The 18,462-nt window shown below is 48.6% G+C and carries 20 protein-coding genes; 2 read left to right on the top strand and 18 right to left on the bottom strand.

Annotated features, from left to right (window positions below):
- Positions 1-169: 169 nt before the first annotated feature.
- From grdD to ABFC84_00955, 10 genes are all read right to left on the bottom strand, one after another.
- Positions 170-1,324 carry a glycine/sarcosine/betaine reductase complex component C subunit alpha gene (gene grdD / locus ABFC84_00910; GenBank protein MEN6411303.1) on the bottom strand — a complete coding sequence of 385 codons (1,155 nt, stop codon included), beginning with the start codon at positions 1,322-1,324 and terminating at the stop codon, positions 170-172.
- Between the two features lie 10 nt (positions 1,325-1,334).
- The gene (gene grdC, locus ABFC84_00915; GenBank protein ID MEN6411304.1) at positions 1,335-2,879 is read right to left on the bottom strand and encodes a glycine/sarcosine/betaine reductase complex component C subunit beta; all 1,545 of its coding nucleotides are present in this window, start codon (positions 2,877-2,879) and stop codon (positions 1,335-1,337) included.
- A 145-nt stretch (positions 2,880-3,024) separates the two neighbouring features.
- Positions 3,025-3,498 carry a glycine/sarcosine/betaine reductase complex selenoprotein A gene (gene grdA / locus ABFC84_00920; protein ID MEN6411305.1) on the bottom strand — a complete coding sequence of 158 codons (474 nt, stop codon included), beginning with the start codon at positions 3,496-3,498 and terminating at the stop codon, positions 3,025-3,027.
- A gap of 74 nt (positions 3,499-3,572) precedes the next feature.
- Complete coding sequence (locus tag ABFC84_00925) at positions 3,573-3,890, bottom strand: thioredoxin domain-containing protein (protein MEN6411306.1); 318 nt, start codon at positions 3,888-3,890, stop codon at positions 3,573-3,575.
- A 39-nt stretch (positions 3,891-3,929) separates the two neighbouring features.
- Entirely contained in the window at positions 3,930-4,871 is a 942-nt protein-coding gene (gene trxB, locus ABFC84_00930) for a thioredoxin-disulfide reductase (protein ID MEN6411307.1), read from the bottom strand.
- Positions 4,872-4,908: 37 nt separating this feature from the next.
- Positions 4,909-5,151: a hypothetical protein gene (locus ABFC84_00935; protein MEN6411308.1), complete on the bottom strand. Its 243-nt coding sequence runs from the start codon at positions 5,149-5,151 to the stop codon at positions 4,909-4,911.
- Positions 5,152-5,175: 24 nt separating this feature from the next.
- Positions 5,176-6,225 carry a glycine/betaine/sarcosine/D-proline family reductase selenoprotein B gene (locus ABFC84_00940; protein MEN6411309.1) on the bottom strand — a complete coding sequence of 350 codons (1,050 nt, stop codon included), beginning with the start codon at positions 6,223-6,225 and terminating at the stop codon, positions 5,176-5,178.
- Between the two features lie 2 nt (positions 6,226-6,227).
- On the bottom strand, positions 6,228-7,502 hold the full coding sequence (locus ABFC84_00945; GenBank protein ID MEN6411310.1) for a glycine/sarcosine/betaine reductase component B subunit: 1,275 nt from the start codon (positions 7,500-7,502) through the stop codon (positions 6,228-6,230).
- 75 nt (positions 7,503-7,577) lie between these two features.
- Complete coding sequence (locus ABFC84_00950) at positions 7,578-8,828, bottom strand: amidohydrolase family protein (protein ID MEN6411311.1); 1,251 nt, start codon at positions 8,826-8,828, stop codon at positions 7,578-7,580.
- A gap of 124 nt (positions 8,829-8,952) precedes the next feature.
- Complete coding sequence (locus ABFC84_00955) at positions 8,953-9,840, bottom strand: radical SAM protein (GenBank protein MEN6411312.1); 888 nt, start codon at positions 9,838-9,840, stop codon at positions 8,953-8,955.
- A 451-nt stretch (positions 9,841-10,291) separates the two neighbouring features.
- Between ABFC84_00955 and ABFC84_00960 the strand changes: the two genes are divergently transcribed.
- Complete coding sequence (locus tag ABFC84_00960; GenBank protein MEN6411313.1) at positions 10,292-12,073, top strand: methyl-accepting chemotaxis protein; 1,782 nt, start codon at positions 10,292-10,294, stop codon at positions 12,071-12,073.
- Positions 12,074-12,204: 131 nt separating this feature from the next.
- Here the strand turns inward: ABFC84_00960 and ABFC84_00965 are convergent, their stop codons facing one another.
- From ABFC84_00965 to ABFC84_00985, 5 genes are all read right to left on the bottom strand, one after another.
- Positions 12,205-12,387, bottom strand: coding sequence for a manganese catalase family protein (locus tag ABFC84_00965; protein MEN6411314.1), 183 nt, complete (start codon positions 12,385-12,387; stop codon positions 12,205-12,207).
- A gap of 27 nt (positions 12,388-12,414) precedes the next feature.
- Positions 12,415-12,672, bottom strand: coding sequence for a spore coat protein CotJB (locus tag ABFC84_00970; protein ID MEN6411315.1), 258 nt, complete (start codon positions 12,670-12,672; stop codon positions 12,415-12,417).
- 20 nt (positions 12,673-12,692) lie between these two features.
- The gene (locus ABFC84_00975) at positions 12,693-12,962 is read right to left on the bottom strand and encodes a spore coat associated protein CotJA (GenBank protein MEN6411316.1); all 270 of its coding nucleotides are present in this window, start codon (positions 12,960-12,962) and stop codon (positions 12,693-12,695) included.
- Positions 12,963-13,100: 138 nt separating this feature from the next.
- Positions 13,101-13,379: a PspC domain-containing protein gene (locus tag ABFC84_00980; protein ID MEN6411317.1), complete on the bottom strand. Its 279-nt coding sequence runs from the start codon at positions 13,377-13,379 to the stop codon at positions 13,101-13,103.
- Between the two features lie 176 nt (positions 13,380-13,555).
- The gene (locus tag ABFC84_00985) at positions 13,556-14,737 is read right to left on the bottom strand and encodes a putative peptidoglycan glycosyltransferase FtsW (protein ID MEN6411318.1); all 1,182 of its coding nucleotides are present in this window, start codon (positions 14,735-14,737) and stop codon (positions 13,556-13,558) included.
- A 138-nt stretch (positions 14,738-14,875) separates the two neighbouring features.
- Here ABFC84_00985 and ABFC84_00990 point away from each other — a divergent pair, with 138 nt between their 5' ends.
- On the top strand, positions 14,876-15,841 hold the full coding sequence (locus ABFC84_00990; protein ID MEN6411319.1) for a hypothetical protein: 966 nt from the start codon (positions 14,876-14,878) through the stop codon (positions 15,839-15,841).
- A 145-nt stretch (positions 15,842-15,986) separates the two neighbouring features.
- Here ABFC84_00990 and ABFC84_00995 read toward each other — a convergent pair whose 3' ends face one another.
- From ABFC84_00995 to ABFC84_01005, 3 genes are read right to left on the bottom strand one after another with little or no spacing between them, the layout of a single operon-like run.
- Positions 15,987-16,766, bottom strand: coding sequence for a carbon-nitrogen family hydrolase (locus ABFC84_00995; protein MEN6411320.1), 780 nt, complete (start codon positions 16,764-16,766; stop codon positions 15,987-15,989).
- Positions 16,763-17,452 (bottom strand): DUF2848 domain-containing protein, encoded by a 690-nt coding sequence (locus tag ABFC84_01000; GenBank protein MEN6411321.1) that lies wholly within the window; start codon positions 17,450-17,452, stop codon positions 16,763-16,765. Before ABFC84_01000 ends, ABFC84_00995 begins: the two co-directional genes overlap by 4 nt.
- Before the next feature lie 30 nt (positions 17,453-17,482).
- On the bottom strand, positions 17,483-18,460 hold the full coding sequence (locus ABFC84_01005; GenBank protein MEN6411322.1) for an asparaginase: 978 nt from the start codon (positions 18,458-18,460) through the stop codon (positions 17,483-17,485).
- Between the last annotated feature and the right edge of the window lie 2 nt (positions 18,461-18,462).

Genomic DNA, 18,462 nt, shown 5'->3' on the forward strand with positions numbered 1-18,462 from the left:
AAATCGGCGATGGTCAAAGGAATTCGTTCCCCTGCTTCGTCAACCCTTAAAATGACAAATTGTCCCGGCTGAGCTTTATGAGCAATCAAGGGCGCAGCCATTTCAAACAGTTTGACATTGGGCGCCAACTCTTGTTTTACAAGAATTTTATACATAATGACCTCCCTACTTAACAGATATACCCCTCTTTTTTCAAAATAGCAACCGCCTTATCATATTTCGCTTCCGCTATGCGGATTACCGGTCCCGTACATCCCATGCCGCTTTCCGCATAGATGCCGTTCTTCCATAAGGCCGTTACGCCGTCTTCCAGGTCCATGATTTCGATACCGAAAATCTGCGCCGTAACAATTTCTTTTTCCGGTGCTTTGACTTTAGCTGTTGTTTCAGCCGGTTTAGCTGATGCTTTATAGGCTGCCAGGATATCCTGAATACCCGCCTGCCTGGCTGCAGCAAATTCTGCTTTGGCCTTTGCAAATATGCCATTTCTTACGAGCTCGGCGGCATAGCGTATAGCGCCTGCAATAAGAGGTGCACCGGAAGCACGGGATACAATCATAACAAGCTTTTCATAATCCTTGCCAATGCCGGGTCCATAGCCATAGCCCATAGACTCATAGCTTCCGCCTGTCGTATACGAGGAAAGCATTTTTAAGAGGATATTCCCCGTAAGCGGATCGGTAACTAGGACATCCGGTGTGCCTTCTAATACGTCGTTACCCCGCATAACGCAACCGCCATCAGCCCGGGACGATTCGGCAAAGTGAATAGGATACCCTTGAGCGGCCAGCTCTTTCAAGGCCTTTTCCGTCTGGCGGGCGCCGTCTACGTTCAGAATGCCGATAGTCGGTTCAGCAATACCGCAGGCTTTCGCCGTAATCATGCCGTACACGGCGTTTTTGATCATCCCTTCGATGCGGTCCGTACTGGACGTACCCGTCGTCGTGGCAATAAACATTTCCCGGCCTTTGCCTGGGGTAATGACCCGGCCAACAGTGGAGACACCGATCGGGAATGGGAAATGCATGGTGACAGCCCCGTCTATTTCATGAGCGTCGAGCATTTCTTCCATTTTCTTATGGCCTGCTTCATCGTCGTCTACAGGGATGGTCGTAATACCGTCGTGCTCCAATGTTCCGATATAGTATACATCTATGCCTGATCTTGCCGCCATAATGGCGCCGGCCATGGAGTTTTCTTCACCGTGCTCGCTGCCCATGCCCGTCAGCGCGATCTTCGGCTTTGGTCCAAAGGATCCTGTTTCCAGTCCTTCCGCCATCATCAGGAATGTCTTGGCAATCGTTTTCTCTATACTTTTCCTCATCGTTGCACCTCTATTCTGCCGATTCATCTGGCATCAGGGAATGGGCAAAGTCCTTCATCGCTTTAGCAATCAGGCTGCGAACCTGCTCTTCCGATACAGAGTCCTCTTCATCCCTGCCGCAGTTAGGCTGGATCACGAAAGATACACCGTCAAACAAATCGGTCATACGTCCCAGGAACAAGCTGCCTTTGCCGATAATCATAATTCTCTTTATTTTTCCGTCAAGGATATCCTGACGGGCAAAGCCAACGGCTGGAACGCCTGACGGAATATGCCCCTGCGTCGGAGCCCAGCCAATCAGGCCGTGCTTCGTTACGAAATCCGTCAATTCCTTAGGCTTTATTTCGCCATGCTTGGCCGCCAAGGCACCAATCATCTTGTAGTTAGCCAGAGGCACATCGCCGGCTCCGGCCGGCTTCGTAATATCGGCATTCTGCATTTCCGGCGAAAATTTATCAACATCCAATATATGAAGCCCGTTCCGCTCCAAGGGCTCGCTGACGAGGCTCGTCATAACCGCCTGCGGCGAGGAACCCGTGCCAACCGTATGGCGTCCCAAAATATCCAGATTAATTTCCGGATTGACGCCGTCATTGGCAGCGATAATGATGGCAAAGCCGCCCAGACAATCTTCCAGAATGGGGCAGCCCTTCTTCACATGATCTTTACCGTTCATACCCAGTTTGGCCGTGCATCCGCCGGCAGTTACAGCAACCATTTTGAAGGTGCCGGCCTTTACCAGCGATGCCGCCGTGATCATCGCATGGGTCGGAGCGGCACAAAAACCACGTACGTCTGAACCTGATGCACCTTTAAGTCCCGCGATTTCAGCTGCTGATTTAGCAAAGTTACCCCCGCCGCGCTGATTCATATCACCACAAGCTTCTTCGGCGCAATCAATAACATATTCGATGTCGTTTTTGTCAACGCCAGCGTCCTTGACAGCATAAAGCAAAGCCAGTACGCTCGAAGCCTTGCTCATGAGATTTTCGTGCATGATGTGAGCTGACAAATTTACGTCGATAGCATGAGCTCGTTTTACGCAGCCGACGAGTTTGTCCTGTACATAGAGCGGTTCCGCTGCTTCGTCTTTTACATAGCCTTCAATTTCCGGCAACTCGACGCCTTCGGTAATACGGCCTACGATTTCTTCCGTAATAATAGGATCGCCGGTAAGAGTATCCTTCGTTGCAGCAACAAATTCCTTATCCAGCTTGACGACATCAAAAACATCACAGGCCTGTACTAACAGCAGAAATTCATTTTCCGGCATGATTTCGCCAAATTTTCCGTAGCGCTTTGCGTTTTCCTTTTTTCCCTTGAAATAGGGAAAAGAAACATTGCGCAATTCTTCCGGATGAGCGTTGCCGATATACACCTGATTGGGCCAGTACGAGACCGCTTCTTCGTAAGTGCGCAAATGTCCCGGCAGAGCTTTCAAATATTCCGAATCGGGATTGACGATCTTTTCCGTCGTCTGGGTCGTGCCGTTCTGCATAACCATATCCGGTGTATGGACCAAAACATATCCGGTCCCTTGGATTACACTATTCATGTTGAACCCTCCATCTAGTATACAGATAAATATGTACTATTTATTTTTCCTTTTAAATATAGCAACAGGGTGATACTACGGCGCATTATGCACCACCATACCACCCTGCCAAGCCATCTCTTTCAGCCGTTAGCCAAAAAAGGCATTACAGATATTTGCAATATTGATCACGGATTGCGGACATCTCGCTGACAATATCGTCAATATCAAGTACCATTTCCATCATGCTGATCTGCTCTTCATATACGTCCGGATCAATTTCTGCCTTAATCTCCGGTTCACATAGATGGTATACTGTGAGTCCCAACTGGACTCCCGACAATGGACCTGCAAACGTAGGATCACCTGCTGTTACAGTTTCAGCGGCCAAACCGGCAGCTTCACCTTCAGCTGCGCCCAGCAATACGACCAGATTTTCCGGTCCATATTGTTCAGCAAACTCTTTTACCCGTTTTTGGTTTTCCAGATCCATTGCCCCGGCACTTGTTCAAACAAAGCATTCAGTAGATGCAAATACTATTTCCGCGCCTGCTGTCTTTGCGCATTCGGCCATGGCAGGGCCAGGGATACCATCACGGTCGCCGATGATAACGGCTTTTTTCCCTTTTAGGATGCTCATAAAGATTCCTCCTTGTGCTAAATTCTGCTTTATGTCTAACTATTGCTATCGTAAAGCCTTTGTGCGCCTATAAATTATAGGTATTTTTTGATCATTGCTTCGATGTTTTCCCGCGTAGCGTCATCTTTTACGCATTCATCGACCTTTTGTCCGTTCTGGTAGATAGCCATAACGGGAAGTCCCAATACCTTCTGGCCAATAGCCAGGCGGCGGGCTTTTGTCGTATTCAGTGCGCAGAATTTAATTTTATCGCCGTACTGATCGGCATATCCATGGACAGTCGGCATGAGCGCCTGGCATGGTACACATCCATCTCCGTAGAAATCAACGAATACAGTACCTTCCGCTTTCAGTACTTCGTTTTCAAACGTTTGTTTTGTAACTTCCAGCATATTATCTCTCCTCCGACTATTCCATGGAATAGCATAGCTTTATTTTTTTTCCGATAAATACTTCTCAGCCTGCATAGCCGCAATAGCGCCGTCGGCTGCTGCCGTAATGACCTGGCGAAGGCTCTTCTTACGCAGATCGCCGGCTGCAAACACGCCTTCAATATTCGTGTGCATGTCGTCGTCTGTAAGAATGTAGCCGTTTTCCATTTCCACTTGTCCTTCAAACAGCTCCGTTGTAGGAACCAGGCCAATGAATCCGAATACGCCAAACAGGCCATCTTCTTCACTCGCTTCAACCTTGCGGGTTTCGCCGGTCTTTTTGTTTCGTACGATCATCCATTGTACAATATCATCACCGCCGACCTCGTCGACAAGCGAATCCCAGAAAAAATGAATTTTCGGGTTGGCAAAAGCCTTTTCCTGCAACGATTTAGCTGCCCGCAGTTCATCTCTTCGATGAATGACCGTAACATTCCGCGCAAACTTTGTCAGATACAGAGCTTCCTGTACAGCGCTGTCACCGCCGCCTACGACATATACATCCAAATCTTCAAAGAATGATGCATCGCAGGTCGCGCAATAGGACACGCCGCGTCCTTGGAATTTCTGCTCACCCTTGCAGCCGATAGGTCTATGAGAAGCACCGGTTGCCAAAATAATAGACTTTGCTTTATATGTGCCTTTTGCGCCAACGACTTCCTTTTCATTGCCTAACAGATGCACTTCTTTGATCGTATCGGAAACCCGATCTACGCCAAATTTTTTTGCTTGTTGTGTCATCCGGGCAATCAGTGTTGGGCCTGATTCTCCCTCGAGCAGTTGTCCAGGATAGTTCTCAATTAAATCAGTGATTGCTATCTGACCGCCGTCCTGTCCCTTTTCCACGATCAACGTGGACAGACGGCTTCTGCCCGAATATATTCCAGCTGCAAGACCTGCCGGTCCAGAACCCAAGATAATTACATCATATAACTTGCTCATGTTCTCTCCTCTAATACAATGCTGCCAGATAGCCAGATTATTCTTCGATTATAGCCTGTTGACCTTCCGGCGGTACTTTTTCGAGCATGTTGAGAGCCTGTTTGACTCTGCGTTCTCTATAGGCTTGTTCGCTTGGAAGCGGTAATGTTGGATCACCAAATACATGCAGTACGCTATTACCTCTTAAAATACGGTTGGAACCGATGCCCTCCGCAATCTTCGTTAAGTTAGTTACTTGAATTACCGGGATACCGGCACGTTGAATTTCTTTTGTAATCATGGAACCTCCACGACTGCTGGTGCCTCACGTGGATGTTTCGATAGCCGCGTCGCATTCATCGGACAGTAATGCCTGTGCTATCCCCTCGCCAAATTTCTTACATTTATCCATCGGCGTCATAACACCCGCCGTGGAATAGATGACATCATCTAATGCTCCTACAACGCCTTCTTTAACAAGCTTACGCATGGCGTCCACCGGAACGAGACGGTTCGGATCCTGTAATACAAATGCATTGTTATAGCCTTGATGACTAACTTCCCAATCTTTCGGATTCAACGCATCCATACCTTCAATGGAATACCGTTTAAAAGCCTTAGAATTAGTTGGGACCTGATTATCCGGATTGCCAAAGGGAACCAGACCACCGTCGGTAACAAGACCAATCTTACATTCGGCCAAGGGTTTTTTCAAAACAGGAATCGGTATTTCTTCATGGTTCGGCATGATGACTTCCGTCTTGAATGGCTTGCCGTAATACTTATCAAGCAGCATATTGATGCCGCGGGTCGCTCCCGGGATGGAATAATCAATGGGAACCGCCGGGCCGCTGCCATGATAATGTTCCGCCTTGCCATCGCCAATGTTATCGCCGACAATAAGACGCTTTGCAAATACTGCGACTTCGCCCAGAACTTTACGCATATTTCTCGCGTTGTTATCACTCTGAAGAATATAGCAGCGATTCTTATAGAGATCGGTACCAGGGTTTTCGGCGAATAATGCCGTCACAGCAGGAATCTTAAGCTGCTCCGTAATGGCAGCTGTAGTGGCGCCGCACCCTAACCCATACCGACCTGCGTTAAAGCCAGGACCGGCAACAAATAGATCCGCCTTTGCCTTTTTTACTATTTGTACAATTTGCGGAATAATTTCTGCAGTTTTTTCGGCGATCGTGTTATCACCGCATATGATGGTCTCAACAATTTCATAGCCTTCACCCAAATCATGAGCAAGACCTACGCCGGGACCTACGGGACCCGTTTTAGTGGACAGGCCTACACTGGCCGTATCTTCGCCGCCCATGCCGGCATAAAACTGATTGATGTAATGAACAACTTTCTTTTTAGCCATATTTAGCAGCACTCCTTTCTTGGAATATCGGCATCAGTCGTTTCATAGAAATCACCGAGTTGTGACCAGATACCTTGATAGCAGAAATTCGTTTCATGTGTAAACGGTCCCCACGGATTCAGGCCGAGCAAGCACGGTACATTCGCCTTTTCACCGATGAGTCGAGAAACTTTTGGATGGTCAAGCGTCCAGTTTCTGCCGCTGTTGATGACAGCATCGACCTTCGGGTCGGCAATAACCAGCATGTCACCGGGTTCGTCATTCGATACTGCCGAAAAATTCAAAGCAGCCGGCATACCCATTTTTTGGCACCAATTGAACGCTAAAGCCGAATCTAACTGGCAGTGGCCCATACCGGACTTATTTAACATGACGCAATCCGCATGCAATGTTTCTTTGCATAACGTTGCGGCGATCATACCCATTGTATCTTTGCCATCGATCTTCATAACATTGTTGGCATAGACGATGCCAACAAATTCAAGATCTTTGCCGTGCCGCTTCATCAATTCTTTGATATAAACTTCATTTTGCAGAAAATAGTTCGGCTCCCAATACCGCTCGACGATAGCGCCGTCGAGTATTTCCGTCGGCTGTACAACAATGGGCAGATAATTCAAGGCACTCTGGCCGTAATACAGGAAATTCCAGGTATCATGGGAAGCGATCTGTGTAAGTAAATATGCCACCTTCGGCAGTGGTTTACCGTCCGGTCCGGGACCTACTGGACCGAGCTCGAACGTTTCTGTTTCATCCGGCTTCATATTAATGGCCATTTTAGCCAAAAATACGTTCAGGGACAATGAGGAATGCTTCAATGCTTCGGCATAACTTAGAGCGGATACTCCTTCGCCTGGCGTTGCATCCAGACAGATATGATAATGTCTGGAGAAATTGCTGTATTTTGCGCAGGGGCCTCCCATGTCCAGATAATATTTTACATTGCATTTAGCGTAGTAAATATCGGAAACGACAACGCCTTTCAAGGCTACAGTCCTGCCATCTCCTGCCGGGGCCAGTTTCCCCCAGATGCCGGGATAAGATTCTTCCGGATGATCTGCCTTGCAGCGGGGCTGCATGACATCATGGATGCCGAGAATACGGCAATCTTCTCCGGGACTTGCAATTTTAATGTCGATCGTGCCAAACAGATCACTGGCAGCAACTTTGATCAGTTCTTCCTTGTTTACAGTCAAAACGCCGTTAACCAACGAGGTCTGATCGCCAAACTTAACATCATGGACGCGAATATAATCGATCTGGAGACGTTTGCTCATACATAACTCCTTCCTTTCTTTTAATTTTTTTATTTTCAGCTATAACCCGGCCCGTAGGCCGGAATATATGCTGAATTAGCCTTTGCAAGATTTACCGTCTTTCTTGTAAATAGTGCCGTCTTTCATGACAAAGTTGATGTTCTGCGGTGCCATGACGCTCATATCGGCAATGGGATCCCCATCAATAGCAACAATATCGGCCAGCTTGCCGGCTTCGATAGTGCCGAGACGATCGTTCCAATCCATGAATTCCGCACAATAGCGAGTTGCGCCTAAAAGTGTATCTTCCGGTGTAATCCCTGCATCAGACATGCATTTGAACTCACCGTGCTGCTGGCCATGAACCATAAGCGGAGTCCCCGTATCGGTACCAAACAAACAACGTACGCCGCGATCATATATCTTTTTAATATTGGTTGCATGTTTTGGTACCAAAAACGAAGCCTTGGCTATGATAGAATCGGAAATGCCTCTTTCTTTGCCATGAAGCATCACGCCGCGGAATGTAAGGAGCGTAGGAACCGCCAAAACGTTATTCTTCAGCATATAATCGATGCATTCGTCATCGGCAAGAGTGCAATGTTCAATCGACGAAATACCCGCCTTGGCTGCATCTTTGATACCGGCAGTGCCATGAGCATGGCAGGAAATTTTAACATGATGCATCTTTGCAACATCAACGGCTGCTTTGATTTCATCATAATCCATATTTTGTCCGCCCACGTCGCCGCTATTGCTATATACGCCGCCCGTTACCATGATTTTCAGAAAGTCGATGCCGTATTTCAGCATCGTACGGCAGGCGGTCCGTACTTCATAAGGACTATCAGCCGAATTGACCGGCTTAAAGCATTGCTGACCAAAGGTCTCCTGCGGATAGCCCATCGACATATGGCCACCCGTCTGTGTAATATACATGCCGCTTGTAAAAATACGAGGGCCCCAGACAATACCTTGGTTGATGGCATCACGGATGCATTGACTGCCTCTTACTGTCGGATATCCGAGATCACGAACAGTAGTAAAACCTGCCATCAGGTCTGCCTGAACATTCCGTAAGGCTTTCATAGCAACTAACCCGGCCGGGTCATTGACTTCGCTGATCGAAGGTCCGCCGCCAAAAGCGATATGCACATGTCCGTCAATCAAACCCGGCATAACAAATTTATCGGACATATCCAGAACTTCTTCACCCGGCGCAGGCTTGTAAGCTGCTAAGTCCAATATTTCCTGGATTTTATTTTCTTTTACACGAATAACCTTATTTTTTGTCACCTTTCCCTCTACCGCATCAAACAATTTACCACATTTGATTGCTATTGCCATTGTTCTTCCCCCTTTTCACAATTTAATATCAGTAATAGAATCTTCAGCCGGACACCAGCCCGCTCACTTCCTTTCTTTTATGAAAATAATACCTTCCTCCTTCCGCTTGCAGTTTCATAATGGATTACCATTCCTTCAAATCTGATTGCTGAAGACTTTGATCACTTTCTGCCTTGATGGCCTTTTTGAGTATAACAAGCATCTTTTGTTTATCAGTCAGTAAGCTGCCTTCAATGGGTACAGAGTTAGAAACATGTGTTCCTGCAAACCAGCAATCATGATCTGCATAGCGAATATTCTGTAAAAGCAATGCTTCTTCTTGCAAAATCGTATGCGGTGAGGCTGGCTTAAAGCGACCATTCTGAACATTCCGTTCCAACGGAGTCCCCGGCATAGCTGTAAGCGTCATAACCCGGATTGAATCGGGTCTTACCCGATTGTATAAATCGGCAGTATCCAGTGCATGCCGACGCCACATTTCCTGTCCCCCCAGCCCCAATATCGAGCTGAGTCCATAATGGATCTGCATCTTATCAAGTTTATGAAGAGCCGTTACGATTTGATCCGGTGTTTCTCCCTTCCGGCTGTTCTTTAAAATTTCCCGATTTCCCGATTCCACACCTATGTACACCATATGGAGACCGGCTTGGCGCAGGGATTCCAACTGACTATCCGTCTTGTGCAGCACATCATCGGCCCGGCCATACATGGAAAACTGAGTAATTTGCGGCAGGTAACTCTGCACGTATTGAAAAACATCAATGAGATATTTGGCTTTAAATGCCAGTACATTGCCGCCGAGGAGATACATTCGATTTCCTCTGATGTCCTCATCAGCCATTTCCGCTAAATTATCTCCGAGTATTTCTGCCGGAAGAAGCTGCAACGGCGTTTCTCCGTTGGCGTACCGGCAAAAAGTACACTTTCCATAGCTGCAGCCAAGGGAAACCTCCAACAATGCGCTATTCGCTTCCAAAGGCGGTCGGTATACCCGCTCTTCCAACGTATACATAGAGAGCATCTCCTATACTCGCTAATTCCTAAGCCGTGCTTTAGGTAGTACCGGTACTACCTGTTGGGTAAAAATTTTTTTGCGTTGATATAATTTTTACATCAACACAAAAATTAGATATTTCTGACATTTATCTACCTGGTCCTACCTCTTCTTTTCAACGTCATTATAGCATGCGCTTCGACAATTTTCAATGACAAAACTAATAGTTATTAAAAATATATAGATTTTTTCTATTCGCTTAAAGGGGACTGCCATTTTATGTAGTAATAGAAAATATAACCAAAAGGAATTCAGGGCGGCTCACCCTGAAACGCAGCGACGCCGGGATGCAAAAATAGTCATGGTGCACCAACCATGAGGAGCGCCATAATGATTTAAAGCACCCGTAAAGGGGGAGTAGGAATAGGCCGCAAATGAGCTTTTAAAACAATTGCGGGAGGGTTATGGAATGTTAGCGAGGTCAATTAAACACAACATCATTATTGCTATGATGTTGACAGGATTATTAGGTTCATTGATAGTTGGCGTGTACAATGTCTACGCCACTGTCAAAGCTAATGACGAAGCGGTAACACAATATCGCACCATTCTCTACGAACAGTTTGACCGCAGTATTAAACTGCAGGTCGAATCAGCTGTAAGCATCGTGCAAACCATCTACGACAAGCAGCAGCAGGGGCTGATTCCCGAGGCGGAGGCCAAGAAACAGGCCGCCGACGTTATCAGGAACATGCGCTTCGATAACGGCAATTATTTTTGGATCGATACGGCGGAAGGTATCAACGTGGTCCTGCTGGGACGGGACCAGGAAGGAAAGACCCGTTATGATGCCAAGGACGCGAAAGGTTTTACCTTCGTGAAGGACGGCTTTATCGCCAACGGCATTAACCCGGAAGGCGGCTATACAGATTACTGGTTCGCCAAGCCCAATCAGACCGAACAACTGCCGAAACGGGCCTACACTATGCTGTTTAAGCCGTATAACTGGGTTATTGGTACAGGCAATTGGACGGATGATATCGACATTTTTGTCGAAAAGAAGGCTCAGGAACATTCTGCCCAGCTTAAAACCCAGATCATGCTAGAAATTCTCTTCTGTCTCGTTGCCCTCCTACTAGCGGCGGGTCTCGCCTATAAGATGGGGAGCAGCTTGGCGAAGCCGTTTCTTGTGATGGTTGGTCGGATTAAGACGATGGCCGACGGCGACTACTCGCATGACATCGAACAGTCGTTAATGAAACGCAACGACGAAATCGGTGATGTAGCCAAGGCATTTGATGTGCTGACAAAGAATATGCGCAACGTCATCCGCAATATCACACAGGCGACCGAGCAGCTCTCCGCCTCGTCGGAAGAACTAACTGCCAGCGCAGAGCAGTCTGCCCAGGCGTCGAACCAAGTCGCGACTTCGATTAACGATGTTGCCAATGGCGCCAACAAGCAGCTTGCAGCCGCGAATGAGGCTTCGGCTGTGGTAGAACAGATGTCCGCTGGTATCCAGCATGTGGCAGCCAACAGCAGCCAGGTGGCGGAACAATCAATCCAAACAGCCGACAAAGCAAAAGAGGGCGGCAACTCAGTCGAAAAAGCGGTAGAACAAATGGGCCACATTGAGTCTACTGTCAATACGTCAGCTGATGTCGTGGCCAAGTTGGGCGAGCGCTCCAAAGAAATCGGGCAAATTGTCGATACAATCTCTGGCATTGCCGGGCAGACAAATCTTTTAGCCCTCAATGCGGCTATTGAGGCGGCACGAGCGGGAGAACAAGGGCGGGGCTTCGCGGTGGTTGCCGAGGAAGTACGGAAACTGGCCGAGCAATCCCAGGAAGCGGCTAAGAAGATCGCCGAACTGATTGGTGAAATCCAGGAGGACACCGATAAGGCGGTTATAGCCATGAATAATGGCACCCGTGAAGTGAAAACCGGAGCGGAAGTGGTAAATGCGATCGGAACAGCATTCGGGGAAATCGTGGAACTGGTTTCGCAAGTTTCGAGCCAGGTTAGTGAAACGTCGACGGCTATTCAGCAAATGGCCTCTGGCAGCAAACAGATCGTGGAATCGGTGAGGGAGATCGACTCTCTCAGCAAGACCTCGGCGGGTGAAGCCCAATCCGTCTCGGCGGCTACTGAGGAGCAACTGGCCTCAATGGAAGAAATTGCGTCTTCCAGCGAAGCACTGTCTAAGTTAGCCCAGGAGCTCCAGGCGGCGGTTGCCAAATTTCGCGTGTAGCAGGAGAAAACTGAAGAAGGCAGCGTAACAAAAGAAGGTTCCGTTCCCACGACGGAATCTTCTTTTGTTAATGGATAGATTTTCCGAGGCACGGATCATCTTCACCATGCCAATTTTCCCACTGATTTATATCAGTATGTACATAACGCTTTGGCCTGATTTGTCGGCATGGAGTACCGTTGATTCAGGTAGCGGAGAGATGCCCCCAGTTCACCGTCCGGGCCGCCGTACTGAGTAATGACCAGCTTAGCAAAACTCACATCTGGACAGGTCACCCTCACCGGATGTTCCATTTTTTTCTCATAAAGCCACATAATCTACACTCCTTTCCTTCGGCATTCTTACATTTCCCACGGCCACGGACCTTCCACCCACTGCCACTGATCGGCGGTAAGGGGTTGTTCACCGAAGTTCAGCAGCGGGCCAAACTGACAGATATATTCTTCCTGATATTTCTTCAGCAGGTCGGCTGCACAATTATAATCGTGAATGGCTTCCCTATCACAGGGATGTGTATCTAAGTAGAGATTGAGTTCCAAAGCTACGAACTCCATCTGCTGAACCTTTCTCAGCATGGCGCATTGTTTATCCCGGTCCATTTTTTCCACCTCCGCCTCTTTTATTCCGGAATCGGATAAACGCCCCACAGCGCGGGGAATAATGTACCTTTTCTCAGCGCCTCCCGGGGAGAAAAGGCTTTATCGTAAAACTGCCATGGCACATAGGCATGAGCTAAAACCATGTCCACCATCCCCGTTTTCGGTTCACAGTATTCTTCCATGGTTTCCATACACATATTTTTCTTCATCATCGGCATCTCATCCATTTCCATCATTTGATCCATGGATTCGCATTCCTCACACCACTCGTAATCGGGCTTCTTTTTCACCAAAGCTGCCTCCTCTCAATGAATCTTACTATATCTTATGTCAATGTTTCTGTCGGTGCTACTTAGGCAACAAAAAAAATCTGATTCATCAACTTGGGAATCAGATACGAAATGCTAACCATAAACTAAAAGATATCATCAATAGGCCGGCATAATAAGAAATGCCAAAATATAGAGTCCCACCCCGATACCACGATAGATAGCGGAAAGCGCCCATAGCAGGCGGATCAGGGAAACATCGATCCCGGTATAATTGCTCACACCGGCGCATACGCCGAAAATCATGCCATGGGACGGATCCAAGGCCAGATGTTTTGCCAGTGGGAGTATCTCCATCCCGCTGCCGCCACTCTGAAAAAACTGCCATATGGTTAACCCGCTAATCAAATAGGCTCCGATGCGAATAATCCCCAGCACACAATCGCCCCCTGCCGCCTTTGTTATCATTATTGCCAGAAAAAAGGCGATTTAAACATTGGAACGGTTGGAGATTGGCGCATGGTGATTGGTACTTGGTACTTGGCACTTGGCGGTTAGCGATTGGCTTTAGCAGCTAGCACTTGGCCTATAGCTCATAGCTTACAGCCCCATGATCAATCCCGGTTGTGGAGCAAGGTGAGCCGCCTCCGGGGCGGCCTGGTCTCTACCGGTATTTCTTCCGATTGACCGGGAACGCGGCTGACCGCCCGCCGGCCGACGCTGATGAGAAGGCCGATAGCGATCAGATTCACAATCAGGGATGTCCCGCCAAAGCTAATAAAGGGCAGTGGTACCCCGATTACAGGAATCACCCCGGACACCATGGCAATATTGACAATTGCCTGGCCGACTACTAACCCGGTTGACCCTAAAGCCAGCATTTTACCGAATCCATCTGGTGCTTTGCGGGCAATGATTCCACCATAACAGCCCAAAATGGCAAACAACAGCAACACCACGACGGCTCCAGCGAATCCCATTTCCTGGCATAATACGGCAAAAGCAAAATCGGTATGGGCTTCCGGCAGATAATAAAATTTGCTGGCTCCCATTCCCAATCCGGTACCAAAAAATCCCCCTGAACCAATCGCCAGCAAGGATTGTACCGTCTGATAGCCGATAGTCTGCTGATACGCCCAGGGATTGAGCCAGGCGGCAACCCGTTCTGCCCGATACGCCGCCCCATAGGTGCCAAGAGCCATCAGAGCCGCCCCGCCGCCGCATAGCAGAAACAGTTGAATTCGCGGCAGCCCTACAACAAGATACATCGCCATAGGCACGCCGATAATAATAAGAGCCGTTCCCATATCTGGCTGTTTTAATACAATGGCCGCGCAAATCCCGCTAAAATAAAAGGGAACGGAGTGAAGACTGGCCAGACGCCGCCGATCCAACAGCCCGCCCAGATAACTGGAACTCATGATAATGGTTACCAGCTTGGCAATCTCCGAAGGCTGAAACTTAAGTCCTGCCAGATTGAGCCAGCGCCGGGCGCCATTGGCATCCACACCGCCTAAATGCACTGCAATCAGCAGCCCGGTTGTCGCTAAGATCAAAAACAGCAACAGCCGCCGAACATGATGATAATCCATGCGGCTGACCACCAGCAGCGCAATAAATCCAATAGCAAAAGCCACCAAATGGTGTTTGAGAAAAAAATAACTGTCATGGAGAAGTTGTCCGGCTAGTACAAAACTGGCGCTAAAGACATTTACCGCACCAATTAAAAATAGAATTAAAGTAATATATAATACCGCTTCATTATTATTGAGCCAAAATCTTGACACTTTGCTCATCTTCCGGCCTCCATTACTTCTGCAGCATGCTGTCCTTTTATTATACCAGAAATAAATAACAATCCCCAATAGCCAAATTATCGTCTGGGAATAAGATATAGGGAAAAACACGGACAGTTGCAAAATTGAGGTGATCGTATGGAATCGGCGTCTTATCATCTTCTGCTGCTTGATGCCGCCACTCACTCTTTACTCATAGCCGACGGACTTCAAGGGAAAATACTGCTGGAACTGGCCTACCCGGTTGGCTGCACCCCTGCCGGCCTGGCACTCACTGCCGACTGCAGCAAAGCCTTTCTGCCGGTGGTCGGCGATAATGGCTCCGGCCGGCTGTATGTCGCTAACCTTGCCGGCCATTCCCTGTACCGCCTGCCCCTGATTCTGCCCCATCCCCTGCAGTTTGCACTGCAGGCAGATGGTAGGTCTGCCTACCTGGCCGATCCCAGCGGCGGTTTATATTGCCTGGATACAGTGACCCTGAACCTATCCTGCTGGGGACAGTCGGAAAGTATGGCCTGTGTAGGCCTAGCTATTGGCGGCGAATGTCTCTATACGGCCTGGGAACTGGCTGACGGCGGCGTAATGGGCGTATTTAACCTGCAAGGGAAAATGATAGCCGAATATCCGGTGCCGGGCATCCCTACCAATATCCTGTTTGACAATCGCAGCCAGGTTATTGTGCCCTTTACCGCTAATGAAACCAGCGGCGAAGGAATCATGATTTTTGACATTCTTAAAGAAACTGCGGCTCAGCCGACAACCGTAACCATTCAGTGTCCCCAGCGTACCAGGGGACTGCGGGCCTACCCCTGTCAGGTGGCGCTTTCGCCGGATGGTTGTACCGCTTATGTTGTCAACGAGGACAGCGGCTCTGTTTCCATTGTAGATATGAACACTCGCAGCGCGATTGACTATATCCCGGTGGGCCGCTCCATTTCCAGTCTGCATCTTTTACCGGACAGCCGGTTCGCCGTGGCCGCCAGCAACATGTTTGCCGACCTGTGCCTGATTGACTTGGTCAACCGCCGCCTGTTGTCCTTCACAACCACCGACCGGGAAATTCTCGGCTTCATTGCTGTGATACCGCAGAGAAGGGATTCATAGCTCTATTCCCGCTAGAAAGGCTATGCTTGGCCCGCAATAATTCCCTATATATCGTCGCTTGTGCTTAGCTCATAGTCCATAGCAAAAAACTCCAGCGTGCCATTTAATTGGCGCTGCTGGAGTTTTTCGTAAATTCTAACAAGGTTTAATAGTATTGGGGACGCCGGTCGGCGAAGACCGGTATCTGTTGCCGAATGGTATCGACAATGCTAAAATCCACATCGGCTACAATAACTTGTTCTTCCGTTTCCGAACCTTCCGCCAGAATGTCACCCCAGGGATCGATAAGCAGGGAGTGACCGAAAAAAGTATTATTGGGATCTTTCCCCACCCGGTTGACGGCAATGATGAACATTTGGTTTTCAATTGCCCGGGCCATATTCAATATCCGCCAATGCTTACCGCGAATATCCGGCCATTCCGCCGGGATAAACAACGCTTGACAGCCGTCTACAGCTAAAGCCCGGGACAGTTCGGTAAAACGGAGATCATAGCAGATGATAGCCCCCGCCTTACCGAAGCTTAAATCAAATAAACTTCGGTGATCTCCCGGCGTCAAAAACTTGTCTTCGTCCATCATCGGCACCAGATGGATCTTGCTGTATTTATTTATAATATTTCCCTTGCCGTTAATAGCATAAGCCGTATTATAAATCTTCCCATCCCGAATTTCGGCAATAGAGCCAGTAATAATCTCCACATGATTCTCTTTGGCCACTGTTTGCAGCATTTGAACCGTCGGCCCGTTATCCGGCTCACCCAGCGTTGTTAACTGATCGAGAATATAGCCGGTCGTCCACAGTTCCGGCAGCACAAACAGCTTCGCCTGCTGCTGCAAGCCTGCCTGGATCAGTGTCATCGCCTTACGCCGGTTGGCTTCCACATCGCCCAAGGCGATATCCATTTGAATGAGTGCGACTTTCATGCATCAACCATCTCCTCCGCCAGCACAGCCACTTCGTAACTATGGGTGATCTTTCGATCCAACACGGGATCTTCCAATTCAAGCTCCCATTTTTTAGCATAGACAAACCCTTCCTGGATCGGCACCGTTCCGGAATAGATTACAGCACCATCCAGCGAAGCCTTGGTTTCCCGGCGGATTACCGCAATTAATTCCGCTACCGGCAGCAAAGCGGTAACCGCTCCCTCCTGATACAGTCGCTTGCCTTTCTCATCGGTTATCCAGGAACGGAGAATTAAAGAATCCCAATGATCTTTGACTTCTGCATAATTCCAGACAACATTTCCTACCGGCTTGATACACATTTGCTTCGATTTCCCAATATTAGAAGTTTCCAGCTCACGGTCGGTCTGGTCGCTGCCAATAGAAACCCATATCTTATCTTCCTGGAGAAACAAAACAAATTCCACTTCCCCTGACGTTTGCTTTCCCTGAACCGTGACAGTCCTTTCATTCGTAAATAAATAAGGACTAACCGGATATACGGTAGGAGTCCGTAAAGGCGCCGGAACGCCGATCTTTGCCAATTCATCAATATGTTCTTTTACTTTGGCCTGATTTCGTCCGGCATAACCGGCGCAAAATACATGGCGGACAGCAAATTCAGTTTTTTCTTTTTTCTGGGCTGTGCATACCGTTAGTTCCATAGCTTCTCTTCCCTTCTAAATGACAATCAATTATGGTACATCATAATAAGCGGCGATTTTTTCCCGGTCTTCTGTAACACCAAGAGCCAGCATCAATTTGATCCGAGCTTTAGGACCACTGCTCTCGCCGGCCAAAATAACCCCCATTGATTTTAATGCTGTGGCGGAACCTTCGTAGCCATAGATATCCAAAACCCGCCCTCCTAAAACCCGTGTCGTCAAAACGACCGGTATTCCCTTGTCCAGCGCTGCTTGAATGCCGGGAACGACGGCAGGGGGCACATTGCCCCGTCCAAAGCCTTCGACGACAATGCCTTTCACTTTCTTTTCCACCAAGCAGCGGATTAAAAAGTCATCGGCACCTGCCGCCAGTTTGATTAAATACACCTCTTCCACCAGCATAACCGGTTGAATCTTTTGCAGTTGAAGGGGTTCACGGCGAAAAATCACTCTGTCTTCATCCACATAGCCGATGGGTCCCCAAAAGGGAGAGGCAAACGTTTTTGGATTGGCCGAGTGAGTTTTCGTCACTTCCCGGGCAGCATGAATTTCTTCGTTCATAACTACCAATACCCCCTTCCCTGCAGCTTGGCCGCTCCAGGCAGTTTTCACGGCGCAGAGGATATTCTTCGGCCCGTCGGGACTGATCTGAGCCGAATCCCGCATGGCGGCCGTAAGACAGACCGGCTTGCCGGACTTCACTGTCAGATCCAGCAGATACGCCGTTTCTTCCAGTGTATCGGTACCGTGAGTCACGACAACCCCGGCAACTTCTTCCTGCTCCAGCACATCATCCACATAGTGAGCCAGCCGGAACATCTGCCGGGGAGTCATATGGGGACTGGGTATATTGGAGAACTCCAATACCTCCACTGGACATAGCGCAGATAATGGCGGCACGGCCTCAATAAGCTGGGCTCCGGTAACTGCCGGAAAAACGCCATTCCGAACGGGATCATAGCGCATGGCAATGGTCCCGCCGGTAGCAATGACAACAACTTTTTTCATAC

Source organism: Veillonellales bacterium (genome assembly GCA_039680175.1).
GTDB lineage: Bacteria > Bacillota > Negativicutes > JAAYSF01 > JAAYSF01 > JBDKTO01.